Here is a 23,103-nt window from a genome sequence, read left to right on the forward strand (position 1 = left end):
GCCCGGGGTTCCAGGCGTCCACCAAGCCCACGCATCATCGACTCCTCCCGACTCGTACAGATCTGGGTGTCGCTCGGAGATCTGCGGGGTAGCCACTAGTATCGGGCCATGTCCACGACCAGCCGCTGGCCCAAGCGGGTGTACGACGTCGGCGAAGACCCGGACTATCGGTTCAGCTTCGCCAACGAGCGCACCTTCCTCGCCTGGATCCGCACCTCACTCGCGCTGCTGGCCGGTGGCGTCGCGCTCGACACGCTCAGCCTGTCCATTCCGCCGGCCGTGCGCCGCACGCTCGCCTGCGCGCTCATCATTTTCGGCATGATCTGTGCCGGTGCGGCGTGGCTGCGGTGGGCGGCCGCCGAACGCGCCATGCGCACCGGGTCGTCACTGCCATCCGCCCGATTGCCCGGCGCGCTCGCCGGCGTGCTGATCGTCTGCGCGCTCGTGGTGCTGGTCGTCGTTCTGATCGCGCTGTGACGCAGCCGGCTCCGCCCGGTGTGCAGAACGAGCGCACCGCGCTCGCCTGGCAGCGGACCGCGCTGTCGCTGCTGGTCGCGACCGCCGGGCTGACCCGGCTCGCCTACGAGCGAGTGGGATACGCGGGCCTGGTCTGCATGATCGCGCTGCCCCTCGCGCTCTTCGTCTTTCGCGAGAGCAGACACCGCTATCAGCATCGTGGGGTGGCGCAGGCCGACCCACACGACCGCGGCGGCGTGGCCGGACTGGCCCTGGTTGGCGTCATCCTGGTGCTGAGCATGACCGCGCTGGCCATCGTCCTGCGGTGGTGACTCGCCCGAGCCGGGACTTGAGGCGGGCATAGAGTCACAAGTGGACGGGCATACTGCAGATGTCTTGAGACCGTGGCGAAGCGTCATCCGGTGTCCGGACTTCCAGATCGACGACAGGACGACTCCGATGGCTGGCATTGCTGACTGGATCCACGCGCTGCACACCTCCCAGGACCGGTTCGGGGAGCTCGTCTCCGCGCTCGACGGGGACACGGTCGGCGGACCGTCGTTCGACCCGGGCTGGTCCATCGCCGACGTTGCCTCCCATCTGGGCAGCCAGGCCGAGATCTTCGAACTCGCCCTGGAGGCCGGGCTGAGCGGCGGCGAGGTGCCGGGCAACGACCAGATCAGACCGATCTGGGACCGCTGGAACGCCAAGGCTCCCGCAGTGCAGGTGTCCGACAGCGTGCAGGTCGGCGAACGCTTCGTGGTGAGGATGGAGCAGACCGGTGCCGCCGAGCGGGAGTCCTTCTCGGTGGAGCTGTTCGGCAGTCACGCCGACCTGGCCAGACTGGCGGCCATGCGGTTGGGGGAGCAGGCTCTGCACACCTGGGACGTGGCGGTTGCCCTCGACCCGTCGGCGACCGTGCTGTCGGGCGCGGTCGAGTTGCTCGTCGACACGTTGCCGGCGCTGGCAGCGCGTGCCGGCCGGCCGGCGCCCGAGCCTCGCACCGTCACGGTGCTCACGACCGAACCGGTCCGTCGGCTCACGCTGACGACCGGGCCGGACGTCACACTCGAGCCCGCCGACGACGAGGGCGCCGAGCCCGACCTGACGCTGCCGGCCGAGGCACTGCTGCGGCTGGTCTACGGCCGCCTCGACCCTGAGCACACTCCGCGGGATGTCGCCGGGGCGCCGCTGCTCGCCGAGCTGCGGCCCGTCTTCCCGGGCTTCTGACGACCGCGCACTGGGCCACGCGCGGCTCGGTCGAGATGTGTGCCCTCACAGATCGAGAACGAGCCTGGGGCAGGCGGCACGCGACACGCAGACGAACATCACGTCATTCGCGGCCCGCTCGTCCGCAGTGAGCAGCGAGTCACGGTGGTCGACCTGACCTGAGAGCACGCCTGTCTCGCAGGTGCCGCAGGTGCCCTCGGTGCACGATGAAAGTATGCCGACACCGGCCTCTTCCAGCACCGAGAGGATCGACCGTTCGGGCGGCACCGTCAGAGTCTGCCCGGTGGAGGCGAGCTCGACCTCGAAGTCGCCCTGGAGCTGGGGCTTGCCCTGCTGCTTCGGCGAGAACCGCTCCAGGTGCAACGCTCCGCTCGGCCACGCAGCACAGTGCTGCTCGACCGCCTGCAGCAGGCCCTCCGGCCCGCAGCAGTAGACCGCCGTGTCCGTGCGCGCTTCGCCGAGCAGCATCTCGAGGGGGAGCGGACCGGTCTCGTCCTGCGGGTGCAGCGAGACCTTCTCGCCGTATGTCGTGCGCAGCTCATCCGCGTAGGCCATCGTCGCGCGCGTGCGGCCACCATAGGCGAGGCTCCAGGTGCTGCCGGCGGATTCGGCGGCAGCCGCCATCGGCAGGATCGGGGTGACCCCGATGCCGCCGGCGATGAAAAGGTACTGCGGCGACGCCACCAGTGCGAAGTGGTTCCGTGGCCCACGGACCCGCACGGTGTCGCCCTGTCGCACCTGGTCGTGCAGATGAGCCGACCCGCCGCGCCCGGCTACCTCGCGCAGAACGGCGATCCGCCACACCGACCGGTCATGCGGGTCGCCGCACAGGGAGTACTGCCGGGTGAATCCACCCGCGACCACGTCGATGTGAGCGCCCGGTGCCCATGCCGGCAGGTCTGACCCCGAGGGGGCACGCAGCACGAGCTCGAGCACGCCGTCGGCCGGCTGGTCCGCCTTCTCCACGACCAGGTCGAGCTCGACCTCCGCCGACGTCGACACCGATGCCTGCTGCGACAGCAGGGGGGTCGACGCGGTCATGTCCGCACCAGGCGATCGCCCGGTGGTCCGGCGGCTCCTGCCGCCGAGTTGGCGTCATGAGTCTCCGGATGGGCAAGCAGCCACTCCCACAACTCGATCGGATCCTCCGCGGAGCGCTCCTCGCCACACCAGCAGTGCCCCACAAGGAGGTCGGTGCCCAGCTGCGACACCACCCGATAGACGTGCCGGCCGGCCAGCATCCGGGAGGGCGACGGACCGGTCATCGGGTGCTCGTTGCGGCGGTAGGCTCTGGCGCCGCCTCTCCCGCTTCCCGCTGCCGCTTGAGCAGACGGCGGGCAGCCAGGCCGCCGGTGTCGATGTTGATCGACAGCTCCTGGTAGTGCTCCTTCTCGCCCTCCACGATGGTCTCCAGCACGTCCAGAGCCACCACATCTTGTAGCACCACGGTGCGGTTGTTCTCTGCGAGGAAGTCCGAAACATGCTGATCCGCAAGGGCAAAGTCCCGGGCGACCATCCAGAAGTCGTGCGTGGAGTGCTCCGTCTCCGGGGTGATCGCATAGACGACCTCCACGTGGAACGCGTGGTCGTCGGTGCCGTCATCGGCCGGCAGGTCACCTGTCGGCGCGATCCGACTGTGCAGCAGGTAGAGGCATGGCGGGTGATATTCGATGTCCTGCCACCGCGCGATGCGGCCGGTGATCCCGGTGGACTCCGCGTAGAACGGGGGACATGCCGCGTCGTCCATGTGCCGGCTGACATAGATGACGCCGGCATCCTCGTCGACCTCGGTGGTGATCGGCGTCTGGGCGACTTCCGGTGTGCCGATGTAGCCACCGTGCAGGTAGGTCTCGTGCGACAGGTCCAACAGGTTGTCGACCAGCAGTTCATAGCGCGCCTGCAGCGGCTCCATACCTCGCACCACGGTGTATTCGGGGGAGTCCAACCACGGTGCCCGCGGGATCAGTGCCTCGTCGGAGCGGTCGTTGTCCCCGATCCAGACCCACACCAGGGAGTCCTGCTCGACGATCGTGAAGGCGGGCACGCGGGCGGTCCGCGGGATCCGCTTCTGGCCCGGGGCGGCGAGGCACGTCCCGCACTGGTCGTAGGTGAACCCGTGATAGCCGCACACGATCGTGTCATCGATCAGGTGCGACTTGGACAGGGGGTAACGCCGGTGCACGCACCGGTCCTCCAGCGCGACGACATCGCCGCCGGTCGTGCGATAGAGCACCAGCGGCTCACCGCAGATGGTGCGAGCAAAGAGCTCGTGGCTGATCTCGGCGGAGTACGCCGCGACGTACCACTGGTTGCGGGACCACGTTGGCATGGGTCGCTCCTCGTCGTGATGACTGTGATTGCCTCGACTCTGCGCCACAACACGTGATCCATGACACACTGTTTCCGGTCACCGGAAGACAGGATTCTTGATGGTTGGACCGGATCGGCCGCGCTCGCTGAGCACGAAGACACTGGACCTGCTCGCCGCCTTCACCGAGCGGCGGCCAGTGCTCACGCTCTCGGAGCTCGGCCGGGCCGCCGACCTGTCGCTGACGACGACCCATCGCATCGTCTCCGACCTGGTCGTCTGGGGCGCGCTGGAGCGTGAGGGCTCGGGCTCCTATCACCTGGGCCTGCGGTTGTGGGAGGTTGCTTCGCTCGCGCCACGCGGAGTGCCGCTGCGGGAGGCAGCCCTCCCGGTGATGGAGGACCTCTATGAGAGCACTCATGAAAACATCCAGCTGGCCGTGCGCGAGGGGCTGGACGTCGTGTATGTCGAGCGGCTGGCCGGCCGCGACGCCGTGCGAGTGCTCACGAGGGTCGGCGGTCGATTTGCCTTGCACGCCACCGGAGTCGGGCTGGTGCTGCTCGCGCATGCACCCTATGACGTGCAGGTAGAGGTGCTTGCCGGCGAGCTGCGACGGTGGACGGAGTTCACGGTCACCGATCCGGCGCGGCTGCGGATCGTGCTCGACGAGGTGCGGCGCTCGGGTGTCGCGACCAGCGACCGGCAGGTGACCACCGATGCGGTATCGGTGGCGGCCCCCGTCCGCGGCGCGGACGACACGGTGGTCGCGGCACTCTCGGTCGTGATGCATGTCGACTCCCCACTGACGCCTATGGCCGTGCGTCCCGCGGTGCGAGCCGCGGCGCGCAGCATCTCTCGGACGCTCGGGTCGGCATCCGCGCGCGCCGGCGCACGGCCCCCCGACGGCAGCTCCTGATCTCGATTAACGATCACGATTCCTGATCATTACTGGTCAATGTGAAGGACGCGTGATGGAGCAACAACGTATTTGCCCCGGTTCGCCGCAGGAGCGGCTTGTGTGGCGCTGACCGCGGCCGGTGGCCTGGCCATGAACGCACCGGAGGCGCATGCTGATGGCGCCCCTACCGACCACTACTCGGGATCGCCCGCCGACGGAGCGACCTGGATCGCCGACGTCCCCGCCCGACCCGGTCACCCAGGCGGCGCTCCTCGAGCCGCCGTCGCGACACGACTACGAACAGCAGGAGCTGCAGCAGGCCGCCGCGCTGCCCGGCCGGCTGAGCGTCGTGATCGGCGGACGCTCCTTCATCGAGGCGGCCGCGGGCGGCAACGCATCGTGGAATGTCGGCGTCGACTACGGCACGCTCATCAACCGGTCCTCCGACAGGGGCGAGGTCACGGCGCTCTACCGCGCGGCCGGGCTGAACCTGAAGAGTGACATCGGCAATCTCAACGGGCACGAGACCATCCGCCCCAGCATCCCCGCGCTGAAGAGCCTGCAGCATACGTCGACGGTCACCGGGCACCTCGACGTGCCCGAGCTCGACCTGCACACGATCTCGGACACCCTGGCGCCGATCGCCTACGAGAACTACTACAGAGGCCTCGTGCAGAAGGCAGGAGATGGCTCGCTGCTGCGCCAGGCTTACGTGCAGTCCATCGGGCACTGCAACTTCTCGGCCAGTGAGCTGGTCGCCGGCGTGCACACGGTGCGGGCGCGAGTCGAGCGAGGGCGCTGGGGTGCATCGACCCTGCCGGGGGGCGGCTCAACAAGGCTGCCGCGGCCACCGGGTTCGGCGCCGGCCGGTTCATCCACTTCCAGCCACCGACCTTTGTCAACGCCAGGGCCTACCGGGGCTGAGGCGAGACGGGCCGCCGGCGACAACTGCCGGCGACCCGTCCTACTTCTGGGAGAGGTTGTGCCGGCCGGTGCCGAGATAGCTGCGGAATGCCTTGCGGTCGCCGGCATCCAGGCCGGTCAGCATCTCCTCCTCCAGCTCGGCGACCCGGGGGTCGTACTCGGCCAGAAAGGCACGGCCTTCGTCGGTCAGGCTGATCAGCAGCCTGCGGCGGTTGTCCGGGTCGACCCGACGCTCGATCAACCCGTGCCGCTCCAGTGCGCCGACCAGGTCCGCGGTGGACTGCGCCCGGACGAAGGAGGCCCGGGCCAGGTCGGCCGACGACATGGACGGAGTGCGCTCGAGCACGCTGAGCGCGGTGTACTGCAGCGCCGTGACGCCCGAACCCTTCAGCAGGTCATCGAGTCGGGAGCGGCTGACAAGCTCGAGCTGCTTGAGGGTGTATAGCAGCAGTGCGGGCTGGCGTTGTGCTGGTCTGCGGCGGGTAGTCACCAGGCCATTGAACCAGCCCGCTTGCAAGGATGACCGATGGTGTGTAATTATCAGGATTCCTGATAATAAGTTGAGGAGCCGCCTTGAATCCCAGCCAGTCGCCGTGTGACGACCTGCCCGCCACGTTGCATGCCCACCTGACGGACGCCGTGGCCACGCTCACCCTGGCTCGGTCGCAGAAGCGAAACGCCCTCAGCGAGGAGACGATCCTGGGGATCGAGACCTTCTTCCGGTCCCTCGACCCACAGGTGCGTGCCGTGGTCATCAACGCCGAGGGCGATCATTTCTGCGCCGGCCTCGACCTGTCCGAGATGACCAGTCGCGACACACTGGCCGGAGTCGCCCACTCCCGCATGTGGCACCGCGTCTTCGAGCAGATCGAGGGCGGTGGCGTGCCAGTCATCGCCGCACTCAAGGGCGCAGTTGTCGGCGGTGGACTGGAGCTCGCGGCGGCGTGCCACATCCGGGTGGCAGAGGAGTCGACCTTCTATGCGTTCCCCGAGGGTCGGCGTGGCATCTTCGTCGGCGGTGGCGGGTCGGTGCGGGTGTCCAGGCTGATCGGACTCGCTCGGATGACCGACATGATGCTGACCGGCCGGCGCTACGACGGCACAGAGGGGGAGGCGATCGGCCTGTCGCAGTATGTCGTGCCGGCCGGGGCAAGCGACAAGACGGCGCACGAGCTGGCCCAGCAGATCGTCGGCAACGCGCCGCAGACCACCTTTGCCGTGCTGCAGGCGCTGCCACGGATCGCCGAGTCCAATCCCCGCGACGGCTTCCTCATCGAAGCCCTGATGGCCGCGATCGCGCAGGGCACCGACGACGCCAAGGCTCGGATGCAGAGCTTCCTCGACGGGAGCGCAGGCAAGGTCACCGACTCATGAGCGAGCGCAGCAAGCGACCAAAGGCGCAGGCGAATGACGAGACCCGAGGTACGAGGGGGTCGGCATGAGCGCGCAACCCGCGACACCGGTGCGGCAGGGCGACCTCATCTGGACCCCGCCGGAGGACGTGCTCGAGCGCAGCCGGGTCGGCCACTTCCTCGCCTGGGTCCGTGAGCACCGGGGCCTGCACCTGACCACGCACGAGGAGCTGTGGCGCTGGTCGGTCGATGACCTCGAAGGCTTCTGGTCGGCGGTGTGGGAGCACTTCGCCGTCACCTCTCACACGCCGTACACCTCCGTGCTGGCGCAGCGATCCATGCCCGGCGCCCAGTGGTTCACCGGAGCCCGACTCAACTACGTCGAGCATGCGCTCGGCACCGGCGACGACACGGATCGTCTCGCCGTCCTGGGCAGGTCGCAGTCCCGCCCTGACCTCGACCTCACCTACGGCCAGCTGCGCGACCAGGTGGGACGGGCCGCGCGAGCGCTGCGAGGTCTCGGCGTGCGGCCCGGCGACCGGGTCGCCGGTTATCTACCCAACGTGCCCGAGTCGCTGGTCGCCTTCCTCGCGACCGCGAGTCTCGGCGCCATCTGGGCCGGCTGCGCCCTGGAGTTCGGCCCGCGCAGCGTCGTGGACCGGTTCGCGCAGATCGAGCCGGTGGTCCTGCTGGTCGCAGGCGGATACACCTACGGCAACAAACAGATCGACCGCCGAGACCAGGTCGAGCAGATCCGCGCCGACCTGCCGAGCCTGCGCCACGTCATCGATGTGGAGTATGCCGAGTGGCGCGTCGACGATGCGCTCTCCTGGGGAGATCTGCTGGCAGCGGCGCGGGCCGGCGAGCCGGTCTGCGAGCCGGTCGCGTTCGACCACCCGCTCTTCGTGCTCTTCTCCTCGGGCACGACCGGCCGGCCGAAGGCGATCGTGCATGGGCACGGCGGAATTTTGCTGGAGCACCTGAAGAACCACGCGCTGTCGTGGGACATGGGGCCGGGGGACCGCCTGCTGTGGTTCACGACGACGGCCTGGATGATGTGGAACGCCCTGGTCTCCTCGCTGCTGGTCCGCTCGTCCCTGGTGATGGTCGACGGCAACCCGGCGCATCCGGACCTCGGCTGGCAGTGGCGCCTGGCGCAGGAGACGCAGGCGACGATCATGGGCGTCAGCCCGGGTTTCGTGATGGCCTGCCGCAAGGACGGGCTCGACCTCACGGCATACGACCTCGCCGTCCGAGTGGTCGGCTCGGCCGGATCTCCGCTGCCGCCCGAGGGGTATGCGTGGATTCGTGACCAGCTCGGCCCGCATGTGCTTCTCAACGTCGGCAGCGGCGGCACCGACGTGTGCTCTGGGCTGGTGCAGAACAATCCGTTGTTGCCGGTCTGGGCGGGGGAGATCTCCGGGCGCTGCCTCGGAGCGGACGTGCATGCCTTCGACGAGGACGGCAAGGAGGTCGTCGGGGCGCTGGGCGAGCTGGTGATCACCTCGCCCATGCCGTCGATGCCGGTCGGCTTCTGGGGCGACGAGGACGGCACCCGCATGCACGCTGCCTACTTCGACCGTTATCCCGGTGTCTGGCGGCACGGAGACTGGATCGTGTTTCACGACAACGGAAGTGCGCACGTCGCCGGCCGGTCGGACGCAACCCTCAACCGTGGTGGCGTCCGGCTCGGCACCGCGGAGTTCTATCGCGTGGTCGAGGAGCTGCCCGGCATCGCGGACAGCCTGGTCGTGCACCTGGAGGACCCGCAGGGCGGCAACGGCGAGCTGCTGCTGTTTGTCGTGCTCGAGGCCGGGCGCACTCTCGACGATCCGCTGCGTGCCGCCGTTGCGGGCGCACTCCGCGCGGCTCTTTCGCCACGACACGTGCCCGACCGTATCGACGCGGTGCCGTGCGTGCCGCGCAACCTCACCGGAAAGAAGCTGGAGCTGCCCGTCAAACGGATCCTGCAGGGTGCTGCGCTCGACGAGGTCGCCAGCCGTGACGCCCTCGCCGCACCGGAGTCGCTCGACGGGTTTGTCGCGCTCGCCCGGGCGCGAGCGGCCGGGGACGCGCCGTGATCGGCCCCGACGCCCTGCGCACGGTCGGCATCGTGGGTGCGGGCGCGATCGGCGCGAGCTGGGCGGCACTCGCGCTGCACCACGGGCTGGACGTGGTCGTCGCCGACCCGACCGCCGGAGCCGAGACCGCGCTGCGCGAAACGGTTGCCACCCTGTTGGGCGAGCTGGACTCGACGTATGCGGACGAGCGGCTGCGGGTGAGTCGGGACTCGGCGGAGGCGGGCCGCGACGCCGATCTGGTGCTGGAGTGCGGGCCCGAACGGCTCGACATCAAGCGCGAGATCTTCGCAGCGCTGGATCAGGTTGCCGGCCCGCAGGTGCTGCTCGCCAGCAGTTCGTCGGGGCTGCCGCCCAGCGCCTTCCAGAGTGCCGCGCGCCGGCATCCCGAACGCGTCCTGGTCGCGCACCCCTTCAACCCGCCGCACCTGGTGCCGCTCGTCGAGGTCGTAGGTGGCACCGGCACCTCCGAAGTCGCCATCGAGGCGGCGATGACGATCCTCCAGTCGCTGGGCAAGCGGCCGATCCGGCTGCGCCGCGAGGTGCCGGGCCACGTGGCGAACCGCCTGCAGGCCGCCCTGTGGCGCGAGGCCTACCACCTGGTCGGTGAGGGCGTGGCGTCCGTGAGCGACATCGACGCGGCCATCGCCTCGGGGCCCGGCCTGCGGTGGTCGCTGCTCGGGCCGTTTGCCACGCAGCACCTGTCCGGCGGGCCCGGCGGGCTGCAGCACGTGCTCGAGCATCTCGGACCGCCGATGGTCGACTGGTGGAACGATCTCGGCTCCCCGGAGCTGACGCCCCGGCTGGTGGAGACCCTCGTCGCCGGGGTCCGCGACGAGCTAGACGGGCAGGATGTAGGGGATCTGCGTGCCCGACGAGACCGTGCGCTGCGCGAGCTCATGGACACGAAGTCCCGGCTCGACCTGGACTGACGCACGACGACCGAGGAGATGCAATGCAGGACAAAGGAATCGGCTCATGGGCCGCTCGGCGCGCGAGAATGTCCCCGCATCGGATCGCGCTGCGGCAGGGCGTGTGCACCAGGACCTACGCACAGCTCGCCGACGACTCGGCGAAGGTTGCGCACGGGTTGCGCCGCAACGGTGTCGGACCGGGTGATCGGGTCGCCTTCCTCGGACTCAACAGCATCGAGCTGGTCGTCGCGATGTTTGCCACGGCACGGCTGGGGGCCGTCTTCCTTCCCCTCAACACCCGCCTTGCGGCGCCCGAGACGGCCTACATCCTGGCGGACAGCGAACCGGTGATCCTGCTGTGGGAGAGCGGGTTCGAAGACATCGTCCACTCGGCGACCGTTCGTGCTCTCGGCGTGCCCGAGCTCCGCCTGGGCGGCCCACCCGGTGGGCGGCTGGGTGCTCTGGCCGTCACCGGTGCCGGTCCGATGGACGAACCGGTCGGGCTCGACGAGCTGTTCATGATCCAGTACACGTCGGGCACGAGCGGACGTCCCAAGGGAGTCCAGCTGACGCACGGCAACATCGCGTGGAACGTCTACAACGTCCTTGTCGACGTCGACATCCGCAGTGACGAGGTCGCCCTGGTGACGGCACCCCTGTTTCACACCGCCGCGCTCAACCAGCTGTTCTTCCCGACCTTCCTCAAGGGTGGAACCGCCCTGGTGGAGGCGAAGTTCGACGCCGACCGCGCGCTCGGTCTGATCGAGGAGCACGGGGTGACGTTCCTCTTCGGAGTCACCTCGATGTATCTCGCGCTCACCAGAGCGAGCGCATGGGCCGATGCCGACCTGCGCTCCCTGCGCAGTGCGATCAGCGGCGGCGCGCCCGTGCCCGTGGCGATGCTGCAGGCCTACGCCGACCGCGGTGTGCCCATCATCCAGGGCTATGGGCTGACGGAGGCGTCACCGGGGGTCACGATGCTGCGAGCCGAGGACAGCCTGCGCAAGATGGGGTCGGTCGGCACGCCATGCATGTTCACCGATGTGCGGGTCGTCGACCCGGGGTTCGGCACACCGGTCGACGACCAGCCGGGGGAGATCCTGGTCCAGGGACCGAATGTCAGCCCGGGATACTGGCACAACCCGGAGGCGACCGCGGAGGCGTTCGTCGACGATGGGTGGTTGCGCACCGGTGACCTGGCGCTGGTCGACGACGAGGGCCACCTGCGCATCGTGGACCGGCTGAAGGACATGTTCATCTCCGGTGGGGAGAACGTCTATCCCGTTGAGGTCGAGTCCGCGATCTACACGCATCCGGCCGTCGCCGAGTGTGCGGTGATCAGCGTTCCCGACAGGACCTGGGGCGAGGTCGGTCGCGCGGTGGTGACGCTGCGAGACGGGCAGTCGCTGACCCAGGAGGCGCTGCTCGAGCATCTGCAGGAGCGACTGGCACGCTACAAGGTGCCCCGATCCGTCGTGTTCTGCGACGAGCTGCCGCACAACGCATCCGGCAAGCTGCTCAAGAAGGCCATTCGGCAGGTGCACGGCGAGCCCCAGGAAGTGACGCGATGACGACCTACCGGCCCGATATCGACCTCGACACAGTCATCGCGATCGACGTGCACGTGCACGTCGAGCAGGATCACCACGGGCACCTCTCTCTTGACCAGGAGCTCATGGACGCGTCCGCGGCATACTTCAAGGCGTCGGACAACCGCACGCCGACGGTTGCGGATCTCGCCAGCCGCTACCGAGCGGCGAAGATGGCGGCGGTGATCTTCACCGTCGATGCCGGCACGGCCACGGGCCACCCGCCATTGTCCAGTGAGGACATCGCGGACGAGGCGGCACAGCACGCCGACGTGCTGATCCCGTTCGGCTCGGTCGACCCACACCGCGGCGCGGAGGCTGTCACCGAGGCGCGGCGGCTCGTCACCGAGCACGGCGTGCGGGGCTTCAAGTTCCATCCGTCGCTACAGGCATTTTCGCCCGATGACCCGCAGTGGCGTCCGCTGTGGGCGGAGATCGAGCAGCTCGGGGTGCCGACGCTCTTCCACACTGGTCAGAACGGCATAGGCGCAGGCCTTCCCGGCGGCCGGGGTATCAAGCTGCGCTACTCCAACCCGCTGCTGCTGGACGACGTCGCGGCCGACTTCCCGGGGATGACCGTGATCTTGGCGCATCCGTCGGTCCCGTGGCAGGCGGAGGCCATCTCGATGGCCGTGCACAAGTCGAACGTCTTCATCGACCTGTCCGGCTGGTCACCGAAGTACTTCCCTGCCGAGCTCGTCAAGGCGGCCGGCGGAATGCTGCGCCACAAGGTGCTCTTCGGCAGCGACTACCCGCTCATCGCGCCGGAACGATGGATCCGGGACTTCTCCGACCTCGGGCTGCGTGAGGATGCGTTGCCGGGCATCCTCAAGGACAACGCCGCGCGGGTGCTGGGCCTGGTCTGACGCCCTCGGGAGCACGAAAGGTCCGGGCCCCTGGTAGGCCCGGACCTTTCGTGTTCGGATCATGCCTCGGCAGGCGCCTCCTCGTTTCCGCCGCCGGCCAGGACGAAGATCGCGAGCGCCGCCGCCACGAGTGCGAGCACCCCGCAGATGATGTAGCCGATCGAGTAGGCGTTGTTCAGGGCGTTGAACGCAACGTTGTGCACGGGGTTGACCGCTGCCGGCACCGCATTCGCACCCAACGGACCCGAGTTGACCGCACCGACAGCCTCCTCCAGCGCCGCCTTCTGCGCACCGGTGGCGTGCTGGGGCGCGGCGTTGAAGGCTGCCAGTGCATGCTGGAGCGCGGGGCTGCCCGCGATCTTCTCCTGCATCTCGCTCGCGGCGCGGCTGAGCGCGATCGCACCGATGACTGCGGGCCCAAGGGTGAAGCCCAGGTCACGCAGCAGGCTGGTCGCAGCACTCGCCATACCTGCCAACCCGTTGGGAACGCTGTTGACCGCAACCGCGCTCACCGCGGAGACCGCGAGGGCGAAGCCGATGCCGACCAGGGCAAGGGGCGCGATCACCGGCCCGACGGACACGTGCGCGGCGCTCAACTGTGACATCCACAGGTCGCCCACGCCGATCAGCACGAGTCCGGCGCCCATGATCCAGCGCGGGTTGAAGCGGACCATGACCCGATGGGTCACGGGGATCATGGCCAGCGCGATGCCGTTGAGCAGCACGAACGCGATCGAGCTCTTCAGGGGCGAGAACCCCTGGATGGCCGACAGCCGGATGCTCGTGGCGTAGGCCGTGCCAAGGAACGCGAGCATGCCCAGCACGGTCGCGATGGAGGCCACGGCGAACACGCGGTTGGAAAACAGCGACAGATGCAGCAGCGGTGTGTCGGTGCGGCGCTCGGACAGCACGAAGAGCACGAGGAAGACCGCAGAGATGATGAACGATCCGACCACGCGGGTGCTGCCCCATCCGTCCGTCGGCCCCTGGATGACACCGAAGAGGAGAGTGAAGACCGCGATGGCGATCGTGATCTGGCCGGGCCAGTCCAGTGAGCGACCTGCCGGTGCGGAGGAGTCTCTTGCGAAGAGAAGCGAGATGACCAGGCTGATCACGCTGAGGATGGCTACCGCAATGAATCCCCAGCGCCAACTGGCATATTGGTCGCTGCCGAAGGACATCTTGGCGACCAGGCCGCCGAGCACCGGCGAGACGGCTCCACCGGTCGACAGCGCGGCAGCCCAGATGGTCAGGGCCCGTGCCCGCTCATGCGCTCCATGCGTGCCGGCCGCGACCATGGCGAGCGTGGTCGGAAACAGTGCGGCCGCGCCGATGCCCGCGATGATCTGCCCGCTGAGAAGCACGAGGACGCGGGTCTGCGTCGATGCGCTCGCGCCGGGAGTGAGCACACAGACGATCGATCCGATGGTGAGCAGAGCGGCACCGCCGACCAGCAGACGCTTGCGCCCGAACAGGTCGCCGATGACTCCGGAGGTCAGCTCGAGGAGGGTCACCGGGACGAGGAACGCGTCCGAGATCCAGGTGAGCTGGGAGGAGCTGGTGTGCAGGTCTTGCTGGAAGAGACCGTTGAAGACGGCCGGGATGGCCAGCGCCACCTGGGCGAGGCCGACAGCGACGGCGGCGGCCAGCAGGGTGCCTCCGGTCAGGCCTTGCCGCGTCGTGGACGCCGTGGATGCGCCAGTTGTCTGTGTCATGAGTAGGGTCTCCGGTGATCATCAGGAATCCTGAGGGTTTTGACGTTGCTACTCTGCCACTTCTGGTGGCTCGATGTACAGGAATTCTGACAATCAAGTTTGGATTTCGTGGGGTCCGTAGTCAGGGGTTCGAGCCGCCGATCGCCGCGTCCGTAGAGCAGATGGTGAAGAATGTCCGGTGTGAGTGACTCAGCGACGAGGCTTCTGACCGGCCTGACCGATGCGACTGCAGATCGGCCCGACGCCGTCCGAGTCGGAGACGACGCCCTGTCCCGGGAGCGACTGCTAGGCGCCGCGACCGCCGTGGCGGACCGGATCGCTGGTGCGCCCGCTGTCGCCGTCGATGCGCAGCCCAGGATCGAGACCGTCGTCGGCGCCGTCGGCTGCCTGCTCGCCGGTGTCCCGCTGGTGCCCGTGCCGGCCGACGCCGGCCCGGTCGAGCGCCGTCACATCGTGCACGACTCCGGGGCGGCCCTGTGGCTGGGCGATCCCAGGGACGAGGTCGACCTGCCCACGGCCCCGGTCGACGCGCACGCCGCCTCCGGCACGGCATACCGCGAGCCGCCGGCCGACGCGACGGCGCTGATCATGTACACCTCCGGGACCACCGGCCCGCCCAAGGGCGTCGTGCTGTCCCGCAGCGCCGTTGCGGCGGACCTGGACGGACTGGCGGCCGCCTGGGACTGGACGCCGGACGACGTGCTGGTGCACGGTCTGCCGCTCTTTCACGTGCACGGTCTGGTGCTCGGCGTATTCGGTGCGCTGCGGGTCGGCTCGCGGCTGCGGCATACGGTGCGGCCCAAGCCCGAGGCGTATGCCGCGGCCGCCGGGTCGCTCTACTTCGGTGTGCCGACGGTGTGGTCCCGCGTCTGCAACGACGCGGACAGTGCTCGGGCCCTGCGCAGCGCTCGCCTTCTGGTGTCCGGCAGTGCGCCCCTGCCCGTCCCGGTCTTCGACCGGCTGGCCGAGCTGGCGGGGCAGGCGCCGGTGGAGCGGTATGGCATGAGCGAAACGCTGATCACCATCAGCACCCGTCACGACGGTGAGCGGCGCCCGGGCTGGGTCGGCCTGGCGTTGCCGGGCGTTGAGACGCGGCTGCGCGGCGAGGGCGGCGCCCTTGCCCCGCACGACGGGCAGACGATCGGGCAGCTGGAGGTCGCTGGAACCACGCTCTTCGACGAATACCTGCACAACCCGGGCAAGACCGCCGAGTCGATCACCGACGACGGGTGGTTCCGCACCGGTGACGTCGCCGTCATCGATCCCGGCGGTTTCCATCGGATTGTGGGTCGGGAGTCGGTCGACCTGATCAAGTCCGGCGGCTACCGCATCGGTGCGGGCGAGGTCGAGCAGGCGCTGCTCGGCCACCCGCAGGTGCGGGAAGCCGCAGTGGTCGGTCTGCCCGACGCCGACCTGGGTCAGCGGGTGGTCGCGTTCGTCGTCGGGGAGGTGACCTCGCCGGAGGCGGTGATGGACTTCGTCGCCCAATCGCTGTCGGTGCACAAGCGGCCGCGCGAGGTGCGGGTCATCGACCAGCTGCCGCTGAATGCGATGGGCAAGGTCCAGAAGAAGCAGCTGATGGAGCTCGGCTGAGCCGCACGGCGGCGCGCGAGCCCTGGGCGTCTCGCGATGTGCACATGCTTATGCAATGACTAACCATGAGTTATATATTGGTCGCCATGAAGAACCTGATCGGCTTCCCCAACCCCGTCAACGAGAAGGCGGCCCGGACCGTGGCCGCCGTCGTGGCGGTCATCGCGGTGGTCATTCTCGCGACGGGATGGCTGTGGCTGCTCGTGCCGCTGGCCTACGGGTTCATCGCCCGCGCGATCACCGGCCCGCGGCTCAGCCCGCTCGGCGCCGTGGCCATGCGAGTGATCGGGCCTCGCCTCGGCAGCCCCAGGCTGGTCGCGGGTCCGCCCAAGCGCTTTGCGCAGGCGATCGGCGCGGCCTTGACCACGGTCGCGGCGATCGGTGGCCTCGCGCTCGGTTGGACGACGGTCGCGCTGGTGCTGACCGGCGTGCTCGCCGTGTTTGCCGTGCTGGAGTCGGTGCTCGGGTTCTGTGCCGGCTGCTTCGCCTTCGGGCAGCTGATGCGGATTGGGGTCATCCCGGCGGAGGTCTGCGTCGAGTGCGCGAACATCCAGCTGCGCCAGGCCGCCTGAGCGCAGTCATCAGGCGGGTGCTCGGCGGGCACGGTGTCGTGACGTGGACCGGCCCTACCCACGGCATACCGATTATGGGACGCTGCAAGCGTGAATCTGCCTCATGACGACATCGACCCCGACGGCCTGCTCGAGTACTCGGTGGTGTTCACCGACCGCTCCCTGAACCACATGTCGCAGCGGTTCGTGGGGGTGATGCAGGACATCATCGACATCCTGCGCACCACCTACCACGCCGACACCGTGGCGGTGGTGCCCGGCGGCGGCACGTATGCCATGGAGTCCGTTGCCCGGCAGCTCGCCACCGGCAAGCGTGCCCTGGTTGTGCGCAACGGCCTGTTCTCCTACCGTTGGTCGCAGATCTTCGAGACCGGTGGCATCACCGACGACGTCACGGTCTGCGCCGCACGGCCGGCGAGCGACGCGCACCAGGCGCCCTGGGCGCCCGCTCCGGTCGACGAGGTCGTCGCCGCGATCGGTGACAAGCGCGTCGAGATCGTCTTTGCGCCGCACGTCGAGACGGCGTCCGGCATCCTGTTGTCCGACGACTACATCCGCTCCGTGTCTGCCGCGGTGCACGAGGTCGGCGGTCTCTTCGTGCTCGACTGCGTCGCCTCCGGCGCCCTGTGGGCCGATATGAGCGACCTCGGCGTCGACGTGCTGATCACTGCCCCGCAGAAGGGTTGGAGCGGCACCCCGTGCGCCGGATACGTGATGCTGGGCGAGACCGGCCGCGAGGCCGTGCAGTCGAGCACTTCCACCAGCTTCTCGATCGACCTGAAGAAGTGGCTGTCGATCACCGAGTCCTACACCGAGGGGCAGACGCCGTATCACGCCACGATGCCCACCGACGGTCTCGCGCACAACGCCGCGCTGATGCGCGAGGCGCGCGAGGTCGGGCTCGACAAGCTGCGCGACGCGCAGGTCGAGCTCGGCACCCGGGTGCGCGCCCTGCTCGCCGAGCACGGGCTGGCCTCGGTCGCGGCCGACGAGTGCGCGTCGCCGAGCGTGGTCGTCGTGCACACCGACAACCCGGATCTGAAGGGCGGTGCGGCGTTCAAGAAGGCCGGCGTGCAGGTGGCGGCCGGTGTGCCGCTGCACTGCGGTGAGCCGGACGACTTCTCCAGCTTCCGCCTGGGGTTGTTCGGCCTGGACAAGCTCACCGATGTCGACGGCGCCGTCGAGCGGCTCGCCGATGCGCTCGAAAAGATCGACGTCTGATGGTCTGAAACGCCGATCGAGTAGCCCGCGTCGACTGCGGTTTGAACGCTGATCGAGTAGCCCGCGAGGCGTTGGCCGAGTGGGTGTATCGAGATCTGTTCGGGGTGGTGGCTGGCTTTGCGTTGTGGGTGGCCGGGTTTCGACGCGGGCTCGCGCTTTGCGCTCGCCCGGCTGAACCAGCGGTGGGGGTGTGATGGGCTGGTTTTGCGTTGTGGGTGGCCGGGTTTCGACGCGGGCTCGCGCTGGGCGCTCGCCCGGCTCAACCGGCGGTGGGGGTGTGGGCGCTGGGCGCTCGCCCGGCTCAACCAGCGGTGGGGGTGTGGAGGTTCAGCGGTGCAGGCCGAACTGGCGGTTGACCACCTTCTCGAGGATGCCGCGCGGCACCAAGCGGCGCAGGGCGAACACGACCGGTGCGTTGCTGCCGACCGCATACAACGGCTTGGGCCGATCCGCGGTGATCGCATCGACGACGGTCGCCGCGACCTGGTCGGCGCCGATTCCCGCGCGCTCCTTGCGGTCCAGTTCGCGGATGACGGTCGTGCACTCGTCCGCGTAGGGGGAGCCCTCGGCCAGGTACTTCGTGCGCCGCTCGCCGATGCCGGTCGCGATCGAGCCGGGCTCCACGGTGGTGAGCCACACGCCGTACGGCGTTGCCTCGGGCCGGGCCGACATCGCGAACGCCTTGATCGCGGCCTTGGAGGCGCAGTAGGTCGAACGGTAGGCCACCGGAAAGCTGGCCAGCATCGAACCGACCATGACCACGCGACCATAGCCCCGATCCCGCATGCCGGGTAGAACGAGCTGGGTCAGCCGGACCGCACCGAACACATTGAGCTGGAACAGCCGCTGGATGGCATCGGAGGGCACCTCCTCCAACGGCCCGGACTGACTCTCACCCGCGTTGTTGACCAGCACGTCGACGGCACCCGCGGCCTCGACGCAGGCCGCGATCGAGGCATCGTCCGTCAGGTCGAGCGCAAGGTATTCAACTCCTGCCACCCGCGCATCATCCGGGATCGACTCCGGACGACGGCTGGTGCCCAGCACGCGAAAGCCGTCGGCCACGAGTCGTGCTGCGACGGCCTTGCCGATCCCCGAGGAGGCGCCGGTGACCAGCGCGGTCCTCATGCCGTCGTCGCTGCCGGTCATCAGGCGACCGGCTCGACGGCGATCGCGGCAGCGGCAGTGCGGCTGGAGAGTTGAAGCATGAGGGCCCCTGACGGCAGACGGATCACGAATACCTGGAAGTTACCATCTGGTAAGCAGGCGTAGGGGTTTCGGCGATCGGTGCCCGGCGAGCGCCCTCGGCCCGGCGGCGCAGGCGGCCGTTCGATGACCAGACCCGGTAGGATCGAGGCATGTCACAGGGTCCGATGGGGTTCGGCAGAGCCCAGCAGAGTCAGCAGGGTCAGCACGGCCTGATCGGCGGACTGGCGTTGAAATATCCTCGCTCGCTCGGCGTCTTCGACGAGTATGCCGAGGCGCAGCGAGCGGTCGACTACCTGTCCGACAAGGAGTTTCCGGTCGAGAACTGCATGATCGTCGGCACCGACCTCAAACAGATCGAGCGGGTCCTGGGGCGCCTCACTTGGGGCCGGGTGCTGGGCGGCGGTGCGATCTCGGGCGCCTGGTTCGGGGCGTTCATCGGCCTGATCATGTCCCTGTTCACCAACGCCAACACGCTTGGCGTCATCGTCTCAACGGTCATCTTCGGCGCGGTCTTCGGCTTCGTCTGGGCCGCAATGGGCTACGGCATGACGCGCGGACGCCGCGACTTCCAGTCGGTCACCCAGGTGGTCGCCACCCGATACGAGGTGCTGACCGAGCACACCGTCGCCGAGCGGGCCCGCGAATTGCTCGAGCAGATGCCTGGAGCGGGCCCCACCCTCACCTGACCTTCACCTGGAGTTCATCCGGGCCTCACGCCACGCACACCTGGCAACGGCACGCTGCGATGCGTGACACCTGCACCGGACACCACCATCGCCTCTGGCCTCTCCCGCCGCCGACTCCTCTTCGGCGCCGGATTCGTCGCTGCGGTAGCCGCGTTGGGCACACCGGAGGCGGAGGCGGCCGAGCGCACCGCCTCAGCGGCCGCCAATGGGCGCGCCCCCCACGCGGATCCGCCGGTTGACGGCCTGCATCTGCAGTTCGGTGCCGATGCGGGGACCGAGATGGTCGTCAGCTGGCACACGCGGACACCGGTGCAGCGAGCGCGTGTCCTCCTCGGCGACACCCATGGACGGTTCGAGCGGACAGTCGGCGCGACCACTCGCAGCTATGTCGACGAGCAGTCGGGCACCCGGGTCTACACGCACCATGCGCACCTCACGCGGCTCCGCGCCCGCGCCGGATACCTCTATGCCGCAGTGCACGAGGGGGCGGCACCACAGTTCGGCGAGTTCCGCACCGGGCCGCATGGCCGGGCGCGCGTGACCTTCACCAGCTTCGGTGACCAGGGGACTCCGACCGTCGGCAAGCAGGCATCGCAGGGTGGTAAGGCGACGTGGGTGAACGACAACCTCGGGTCGCTCGCCGCAGGCGACACCACGGGCGGGGTGGAGCTCGTCGCGCCGATGTTCCACCTGTTCAACGGCGATCTCTGCTATGCGAACCTGTCCACTGATCGCGTCCGCACCTGGTGGGACTTCTGGGCGAACAGCACTCGCAGTGCTCGCAATCGACCTTGGATGCCGTCACCCGGCGACCACGAGAACGAGCTCGGCAACGGCACGATCGGATACGCCGCATACCAGGCCTATTTCAGTGTGCCGCCCTCTGCCGGACAGACCGCGCTCACTCGTGGGCTGTGGTATTCCTTCAAGATCGGTGGCGTTCGCGTGATCAGCATCGCCAACGGCGACATCTGCGACCGGGACGGCGGCGGCTCCGATGAGCGGGGATACTCCAAGGGTGCCCAGCACGCTTGGCTAGAGGCGCAGCTGCGCGCTGCTCGAGCCGATCACGGCATCGACTGGATCGTGGTGTGCATGCACCAGGTCGCCATCAGCGCCGCCAGCGACTTCAACGGGGCCGACCTCGAGGAGCGGCAGGAGTGGATGCCGCTCCTCGATCGGTATGCCGTGGACCTGGTCATCGGTGGTGGCACGTCGGCGCCGGCGTATGGTTTCGCGGCGTTCGAGGTCGACCCCGGCCGGCCGGGACACGACACCATCATGAGCGTCACCTATTACAACGTGACCGAGGTCGGTGGTGGGCTCGAGGTGGCCGACACGTTCACGCTGCGTCGGCCGAGGTCCGACACTCGGAGCCGGCCTGACTCGCCGACCGGCGCGGAGCGGGGTGGTATGCCGTGCGGCCTGACAAGATGAGGCATGCGGTCCTACTGCGCGGTCTATGTGGATGCCGGATACCTGCTTGCCGCCGCGGCGACGCGGATCACCGGCACGTCGCTGCGCGGCGGGGTGACGGTAGATCACCGGGTGCTGATCGACGGCATCATCCAGCAGGTGGAGCGGGCCAGCGGCCTGCCGATCCTGCGAGTCAACTGGTATGACTCGGCCACGCGCGGCATACCCAATGCCGAGCAGGATGCGATCGCGATGCTGCCCAAGGTCAAGGTACGCCTCGGTCGGCGCTCCTTCTCCGGTGAGCAGAAGGGGGTCGACCTGCGCATCGGCCTCGACCTGTCCACCCACGGTCGCGGTCGCGTCGTGGACGTCGCCTACCTGGTGTCCGGTGACGACGACCTGACCGAGGCGGTCGAGGAGGCACAGGGGCACGGCGTGCAGGTGATCGTGCTTGCGGTGCCCGGCGCCGACGGCCGCCCGCACGGGGTGGCCCAGCATCTGATGCGTGAGGCCGACGGGTTGGCGTTGATGGACACCGACGTCATTGAGCAGGCCGTGCACACCGCCCAGGTCGGGTCACGGCAGTCAGTGACCGAGCACAGCGAGACGGCCGCCGCCGCACCATCGCCCGCGGAGCTCGCCAACAGCCACGGCAGGCCGACGCCGCCTCGGCCGACGGCACCGGCGGCGAGCATCCCGCACGACGTCGGGACTGTGAGTGGTCCGCCGGCCAGCCTGGTCTACTCCACCCACACCGGGCAACCGAGCTGGACCGAGCCTGCCCACCTCACGCCAGAGGCCAAGGCCCTCATCGACGAGGTATGCCGTGGCGTCGTGGCCACCTGGACGCGCACCGCCACGCCGGGGGAGCGGGAGCGGCTGCGCAAGGCACGCCCTGGCATACCCGGCGACCTGGACCGTGCGCTGCTGGTCGACATGTCCAACCGGCTGGGTGTGTATGACATCGACGAGGTCACTCGGCACGAGCTGCGGGCGCGCTTCTGGGAGCAGCTCGACATCGACCCGCAGACCTGAGGATCTCGGGCTCCCCAGAGTCCACGGGTGGGCCGAGACAGGGTGTGGGATGCTGCAGAGATGGAGAAGTCATCGCTCACCGCACTCGCCCGCCAACAGTTGAAGCTTGCCGCCGAAGCCTCCAGCGGACGCAGCGCGACCACCGTCTATGGCGGGCACGAGAAGGTGCTGCGCCAGACCATGATCGCGCTGGCCGTCGGCAATCGCCTCGAGGAGCACGACAACCCAGGGGAGGCCACGCTGCACGTGCTGGTCGGCCGGGTTCAGCTCACCTCCGGCGAGCACACGTGGGAGGGCTCTCCAGGGGACCTGCTGATCATTCCGCAGGCGCGGCACGCAGTGGAAGCGCTCGAGGACTCGGCCTTCCTGTTGACCGTCGCCAAGGTCGGCTGAGCGCGGTCCGGGCGGCACGGGTCAGAGGTTCGCGCACTGGCCCCACTTTCCGCATCCGGCGTGGTTGGTGGCGCACGGCGGGTCACCGGCGTCGCCGAACTGTGGCGCGGGAGTGTTGCCCCAGCAGACCAGGGCTCCGCGAATAGTGTTGGCCACGATCTCGTTCGAGTCGGGACCTTGCGGGTCGAGCGGCTGGCCGTTGCTGCCCGAACTCGTGTTGGCCTTGACCCGCGAGTAGCTGACGGAGCCGCCGATCGTGTTGCGGAGCAGCCCTGCCCAGCACCCGGCCCAGCCGTCGATCACGACATTCCCGCCGATGGTGTTGTCCTTCATCGGTAGATCGTGCCCGAGGGGCGGGAAGCCCGTGTCCACACAGCCCACTGCGGGACCACCACCGAAGACCAGCACGTTGCGTCGCACGGTCGCGCCGTTCAGATAGACCGCGAGTGGTTTGTTGCCGATCACGCTGCCCGCGACCTGCTGGTCCGCCGCGTGCGTGCATCCGAACTCCGGTGTGCAACCGAGTGCGAGGATGGAGCCCCGCTCGGCATACCCGCTGCCCTGGATGTGCACCGTTGCCGTGGTGATGGCGTTGAGGACCGCGCGTGGAATGACCACCACGTTGCCCTGCACGGTGACACTCGCACC

Annotated in this window: 24 protein-coding genes; 16 read left to right on the plus strand and 8 right to left on the minus strand. The window is 68.8% G+C overall.

Annotated features, from left to right (window positions below; translation table 11 throughout):
* Positions 1-108 precede the first annotated feature (108 nt).
* The 3 genes from FGL98_RS01815 to FGL98_RS01825 all read left to right on the plus strand — a co-directional run bounded on the left by FGL98_RS01815 (position 109) and on the right by FGL98_RS01825 (position 1,686).
* Positions 109-477: a YidH family protein gene (locus tag FGL98_RS01815; protein WP_146314957.1), complete on the plus strand. Its 369-nt coding sequence runs from the start codon at positions 109-111 to the stop codon at positions 475-477.
* Complete coding sequence (locus FGL98_RS01820) at positions 474-788, plus strand: DUF202 domain-containing protein (RefSeq protein WP_186525923.1); 315 nt, start codon at positions 474-476, stop codon at positions 786-788. The genes FGL98_RS01815 and FGL98_RS01820 overlap by 4 nt, the downstream gene beginning before the upstream one ends.
* 127 nt (positions 789-915) lie before the next feature.
* A complete protein-coding gene (locus FGL98_RS01825) occupies positions 916-1,686 on the plus strand; it encodes a maleylpyruvate isomerase family mycothiol-dependent enzyme (RefSeq protein ID WP_146314959.1) in 771 nt (256 codons plus the stop codon).
* A gap of 45 nt (positions 1,687-1,731) precedes the next feature.
* Here FGL98_RS01825 and FGL98_RS01830 read toward each other — a convergent pair whose 3' ends face one another.
* The 3 genes from FGL98_RS01830 to FGL98_RS01840 are packed head-to-tail and all read right to left on the minus strand — an operon-like array spanning position 1,732 to position 4,015.
* Positions 1,732-2,727: a PDR/VanB family oxidoreductase gene (locus FGL98_RS01830; RefSeq protein WP_146314960.1), complete on the minus strand. Its 996-nt coding sequence runs from the start codon at positions 2,725-2,727 to the stop codon at positions 1,732-1,734.
* On the minus strand, positions 2,724-2,951 hold the full coding sequence (locus FGL98_RS01835) for a hypothetical protein (RefSeq protein WP_146314961.1): 228 nt from the start codon (positions 2,949-2,951) through the stop codon (positions 2,724-2,726). Before FGL98_RS01835 ends, FGL98_RS01830 begins: the two co-directional genes overlap by 4 nt.
* Positions 2,948-4,015 carry an aromatic ring-hydroxylating oxygenase subunit alpha gene (locus FGL98_RS01840; protein WP_146314962.1) on the minus strand — a complete coding sequence of 356 codons (1,068 nt, stop codon included), beginning with the start codon at positions 4,013-4,015 and terminating at the stop codon, positions 2,948-2,950. The genes FGL98_RS01835 and FGL98_RS01840 overlap by 4 nt, the downstream gene beginning before the upstream one ends.
* 100 nt (positions 4,016-4,115) lie before the next feature.
* Between FGL98_RS01840 and FGL98_RS01845 the strand changes: the two genes are divergently transcribed.
* Positions 4,116-4,910 (plus strand): IclR family transcriptional regulator, encoded by a 795-nt coding sequence (locus tag FGL98_RS01845; RefSeq protein WP_146314963.1) that lies wholly within the window; start codon positions 4,116-4,118, stop codon positions 4,908-4,910.
* A 166-nt stretch (positions 4,911-5,076) separates the two neighbouring features.
* Here FGL98_RS01845 and FGL98_RS27005 read toward each other — a convergent pair whose 3' ends face one another.
* Together FGL98_RS27005 and FGL98_RS27010 are read right to left on the minus strand one after the other, a co-directional pair.
* Positions 5,077-5,460 carry a hypothetical protein gene (locus FGL98_RS27005; protein ID WP_146314964.1) on the minus strand — a complete coding sequence of 128 codons (384 nt, stop codon included), beginning with the start codon at positions 5,458-5,460 and terminating at the stop codon, positions 5,077-5,079.
* A 396-nt stretch (positions 5,461-5,856) separates the two neighbouring features.
* A complete protein-coding gene (locus FGL98_RS27010; RefSeq protein ID WP_425460971.1) occupies positions 5,857-6,141 on the minus strand; it encodes a MarR family winged helix-turn-helix transcriptional regulator in 285 nt (94 codons plus the stop codon).
* A gap of 248 nt (positions 6,142-6,389) precedes the next feature.
* Here FGL98_RS27010 and FGL98_RS01860 point away from each other — a divergent pair, with 248 nt between their 5' ends.
* The 5 genes from FGL98_RS01860 to FGL98_RS01880 all read left to right on the plus strand — a co-directional run bounded on the left by FGL98_RS01860 (position 6,390) and on the right by FGL98_RS01880 (position 12,615).
* On the plus strand, positions 6,390-7,190 hold the full coding sequence (locus FGL98_RS01860) for a crotonase/enoyl-CoA hydratase family protein (RefSeq protein ID WP_146314965.1): 801 nt from the start codon (positions 6,390-6,392) through the stop codon (positions 7,188-7,190).
* 64 nt (positions 7,191-7,254) lie between these two features.
* Positions 7,255-9,249 (plus strand): acetoacetate--CoA ligase, encoded by a 1,995-nt coding sequence (locus FGL98_RS01865; protein ID WP_146314966.1) that lies wholly within the window; start codon positions 7,255-7,257, stop codon positions 9,247-9,249.
* Positions 9,246-10,178, plus strand: a complete 933-nt coding sequence (locus tag FGL98_RS01870; protein WP_246136324.1) for a 3-hydroxyacyl-CoA dehydrogenase NAD-binding domain-containing protein — start codon at positions 9,246-9,248, stop codon at positions 10,176-10,178. The genes FGL98_RS01865 and FGL98_RS01870 overlap by 4 nt, the downstream gene beginning before the upstream one ends.
* A 23-nt stretch (positions 10,179-10,201) precedes the next feature.
* The gene (locus tag FGL98_RS01875) at positions 10,202-11,731 is read left to right on the plus strand and encodes an acyl-CoA synthetase (RefSeq protein ID WP_146314967.1); all 1,530 of its coding nucleotides are present in this window, start codon (positions 10,202-10,204) and stop codon (positions 11,729-11,731) included.
* Positions 11,728-12,615: an amidohydrolase family protein gene (locus FGL98_RS01880; RefSeq protein WP_146314968.1), complete on the plus strand. Its 888-nt coding sequence runs from the start codon at positions 11,728-11,730 to the stop codon at positions 12,613-12,615. The genes FGL98_RS01875 and FGL98_RS01880 overlap by 4 nt, the downstream gene beginning before the upstream one ends.
* A gap of 59 nt (positions 12,616-12,674) precedes the next feature.
* On the opposite strand, the gene FGL98_RS01885 is transcribed toward FGL98_RS01880, so the two are convergent.
* Positions 12,675-14,330: an MFS transporter gene (locus FGL98_RS01885; RefSeq protein ID WP_146314969.1), complete on the minus strand. Its 1,656-nt coding sequence runs from the start codon at positions 14,328-14,330 to the stop codon at positions 12,675-12,677.
* A 180-nt stretch (positions 14,331-14,510) separates the two neighbouring features.
* Here FGL98_RS01885 and FGL98_RS01890 point away from each other — a divergent pair, with 180 nt between their 5' ends.
* The 3 genes from FGL98_RS01890 to FGL98_RS01900 all read left to right on the plus strand — a co-directional run bounded on the left by FGL98_RS01890 (position 14,511) and on the right by FGL98_RS01900 (position 17,716).
* Positions 14,511-15,923, plus strand: coding sequence for an acyl-CoA synthetase (locus FGL98_RS01890; RefSeq protein WP_222431963.1), 1,413 nt, complete (start codon positions 14,511-14,513; stop codon positions 15,921-15,923).
* Between the two features lie 86 nt (positions 15,924-16,009).
* Positions 16,010-16,495, plus strand: coding sequence for a DUF4395 domain-containing protein (locus FGL98_RS01895; RefSeq protein WP_222431964.1), 486 nt, complete (start codon positions 16,010-16,012; stop codon positions 16,493-16,495).
* A gap of 90 nt (positions 16,496-16,585) precedes the next feature.
* Positions 16,586-17,716, plus strand: a complete 1,131-nt coding sequence (locus FGL98_RS01900) for an aminotransferase class V-fold PLP-dependent enzyme (protein WP_146314972.1) — start codon at positions 16,586-16,588, stop codon at positions 17,714-17,716.
* A 327-nt stretch (positions 17,717-18,043) separates the two neighbouring features.
* Here FGL98_RS01900 and FGL98_RS01905 read toward each other — a convergent pair whose 3' ends face one another.
* Entirely contained in the window at positions 18,044-18,865 is an 822-nt protein-coding gene (locus tag FGL98_RS01905) for an SDR family oxidoreductase (RefSeq protein ID WP_246136325.1), read from the minus strand.
* A 209-nt stretch (positions 18,866-19,074) separates the two neighbouring features.
* On the opposite strand from FGL98_RS01905, the gene FGL98_RS01910 reads away from it, so the two are divergent.
* From FGL98_RS01910 to FGL98_RS01925, 4 genes are all read left to right on the plus strand, one after another.
* Entirely contained in the window at positions 19,075-19,611 is a 537-nt protein-coding gene (locus FGL98_RS01910) for a YflT domain-containing protein (protein ID WP_186525925.1), read from the plus strand.
* 63 nt (positions 19,612-19,674) lie between these two features.
* Positions 19,675-21,048 carry a purple acid phosphatase family protein gene (locus FGL98_RS01915; RefSeq protein ID WP_146314973.1) on the plus strand — a complete coding sequence of 458 codons (1,374 nt, stop codon included), beginning with the start codon at positions 19,675-19,677 and terminating at the stop codon, positions 21,046-21,048.
* Positions 21,049-21,051: 3 nt separating this feature from the next.
* Positions 21,052-22,062 (plus strand): NYN domain-containing protein, encoded by a 1,011-nt coding sequence (locus FGL98_RS01920; RefSeq protein ID WP_146314974.1) that lies wholly within the window; start codon positions 21,052-21,054, stop codon positions 22,060-22,062.
* Between the two features lie 60 nt (positions 22,063-22,122).
* The gene (locus tag FGL98_RS01925; protein ID WP_146314975.1) at positions 22,123-22,455 is read left to right on the plus strand and encodes a cupin domain-containing protein; all 333 of its coding nucleotides are present in this window, start codon (positions 22,123-22,125) and stop codon (positions 22,453-22,455) included.
* Positions 22,456-22,476: 21 nt separating this feature from the next.
* Here the strand turns inward: FGL98_RS01925 and FGL98_RS01930 are convergent, their stop codons facing one another.
* Positions 22,477-23,088 (minus strand): hypothetical protein, encoded by a 612-nt coding sequence (locus FGL98_RS01930; protein ID WP_146314976.1) that lies wholly within the window; start codon positions 23,086-23,088, stop codon positions 22,477-22,479.
* Positions 23,089-23,103: the final 15 nt, after the last annotated feature.

It is taken from the genome of Leekyejoonella antrihumi (assembly GCF_007845645.1).
Lineage (GTDB): Bacteria > Actinomycetota > Actinomycetes > Actinomycetales > Dermatophilaceae > Leekyejoonella > Leekyejoonella antrihumi.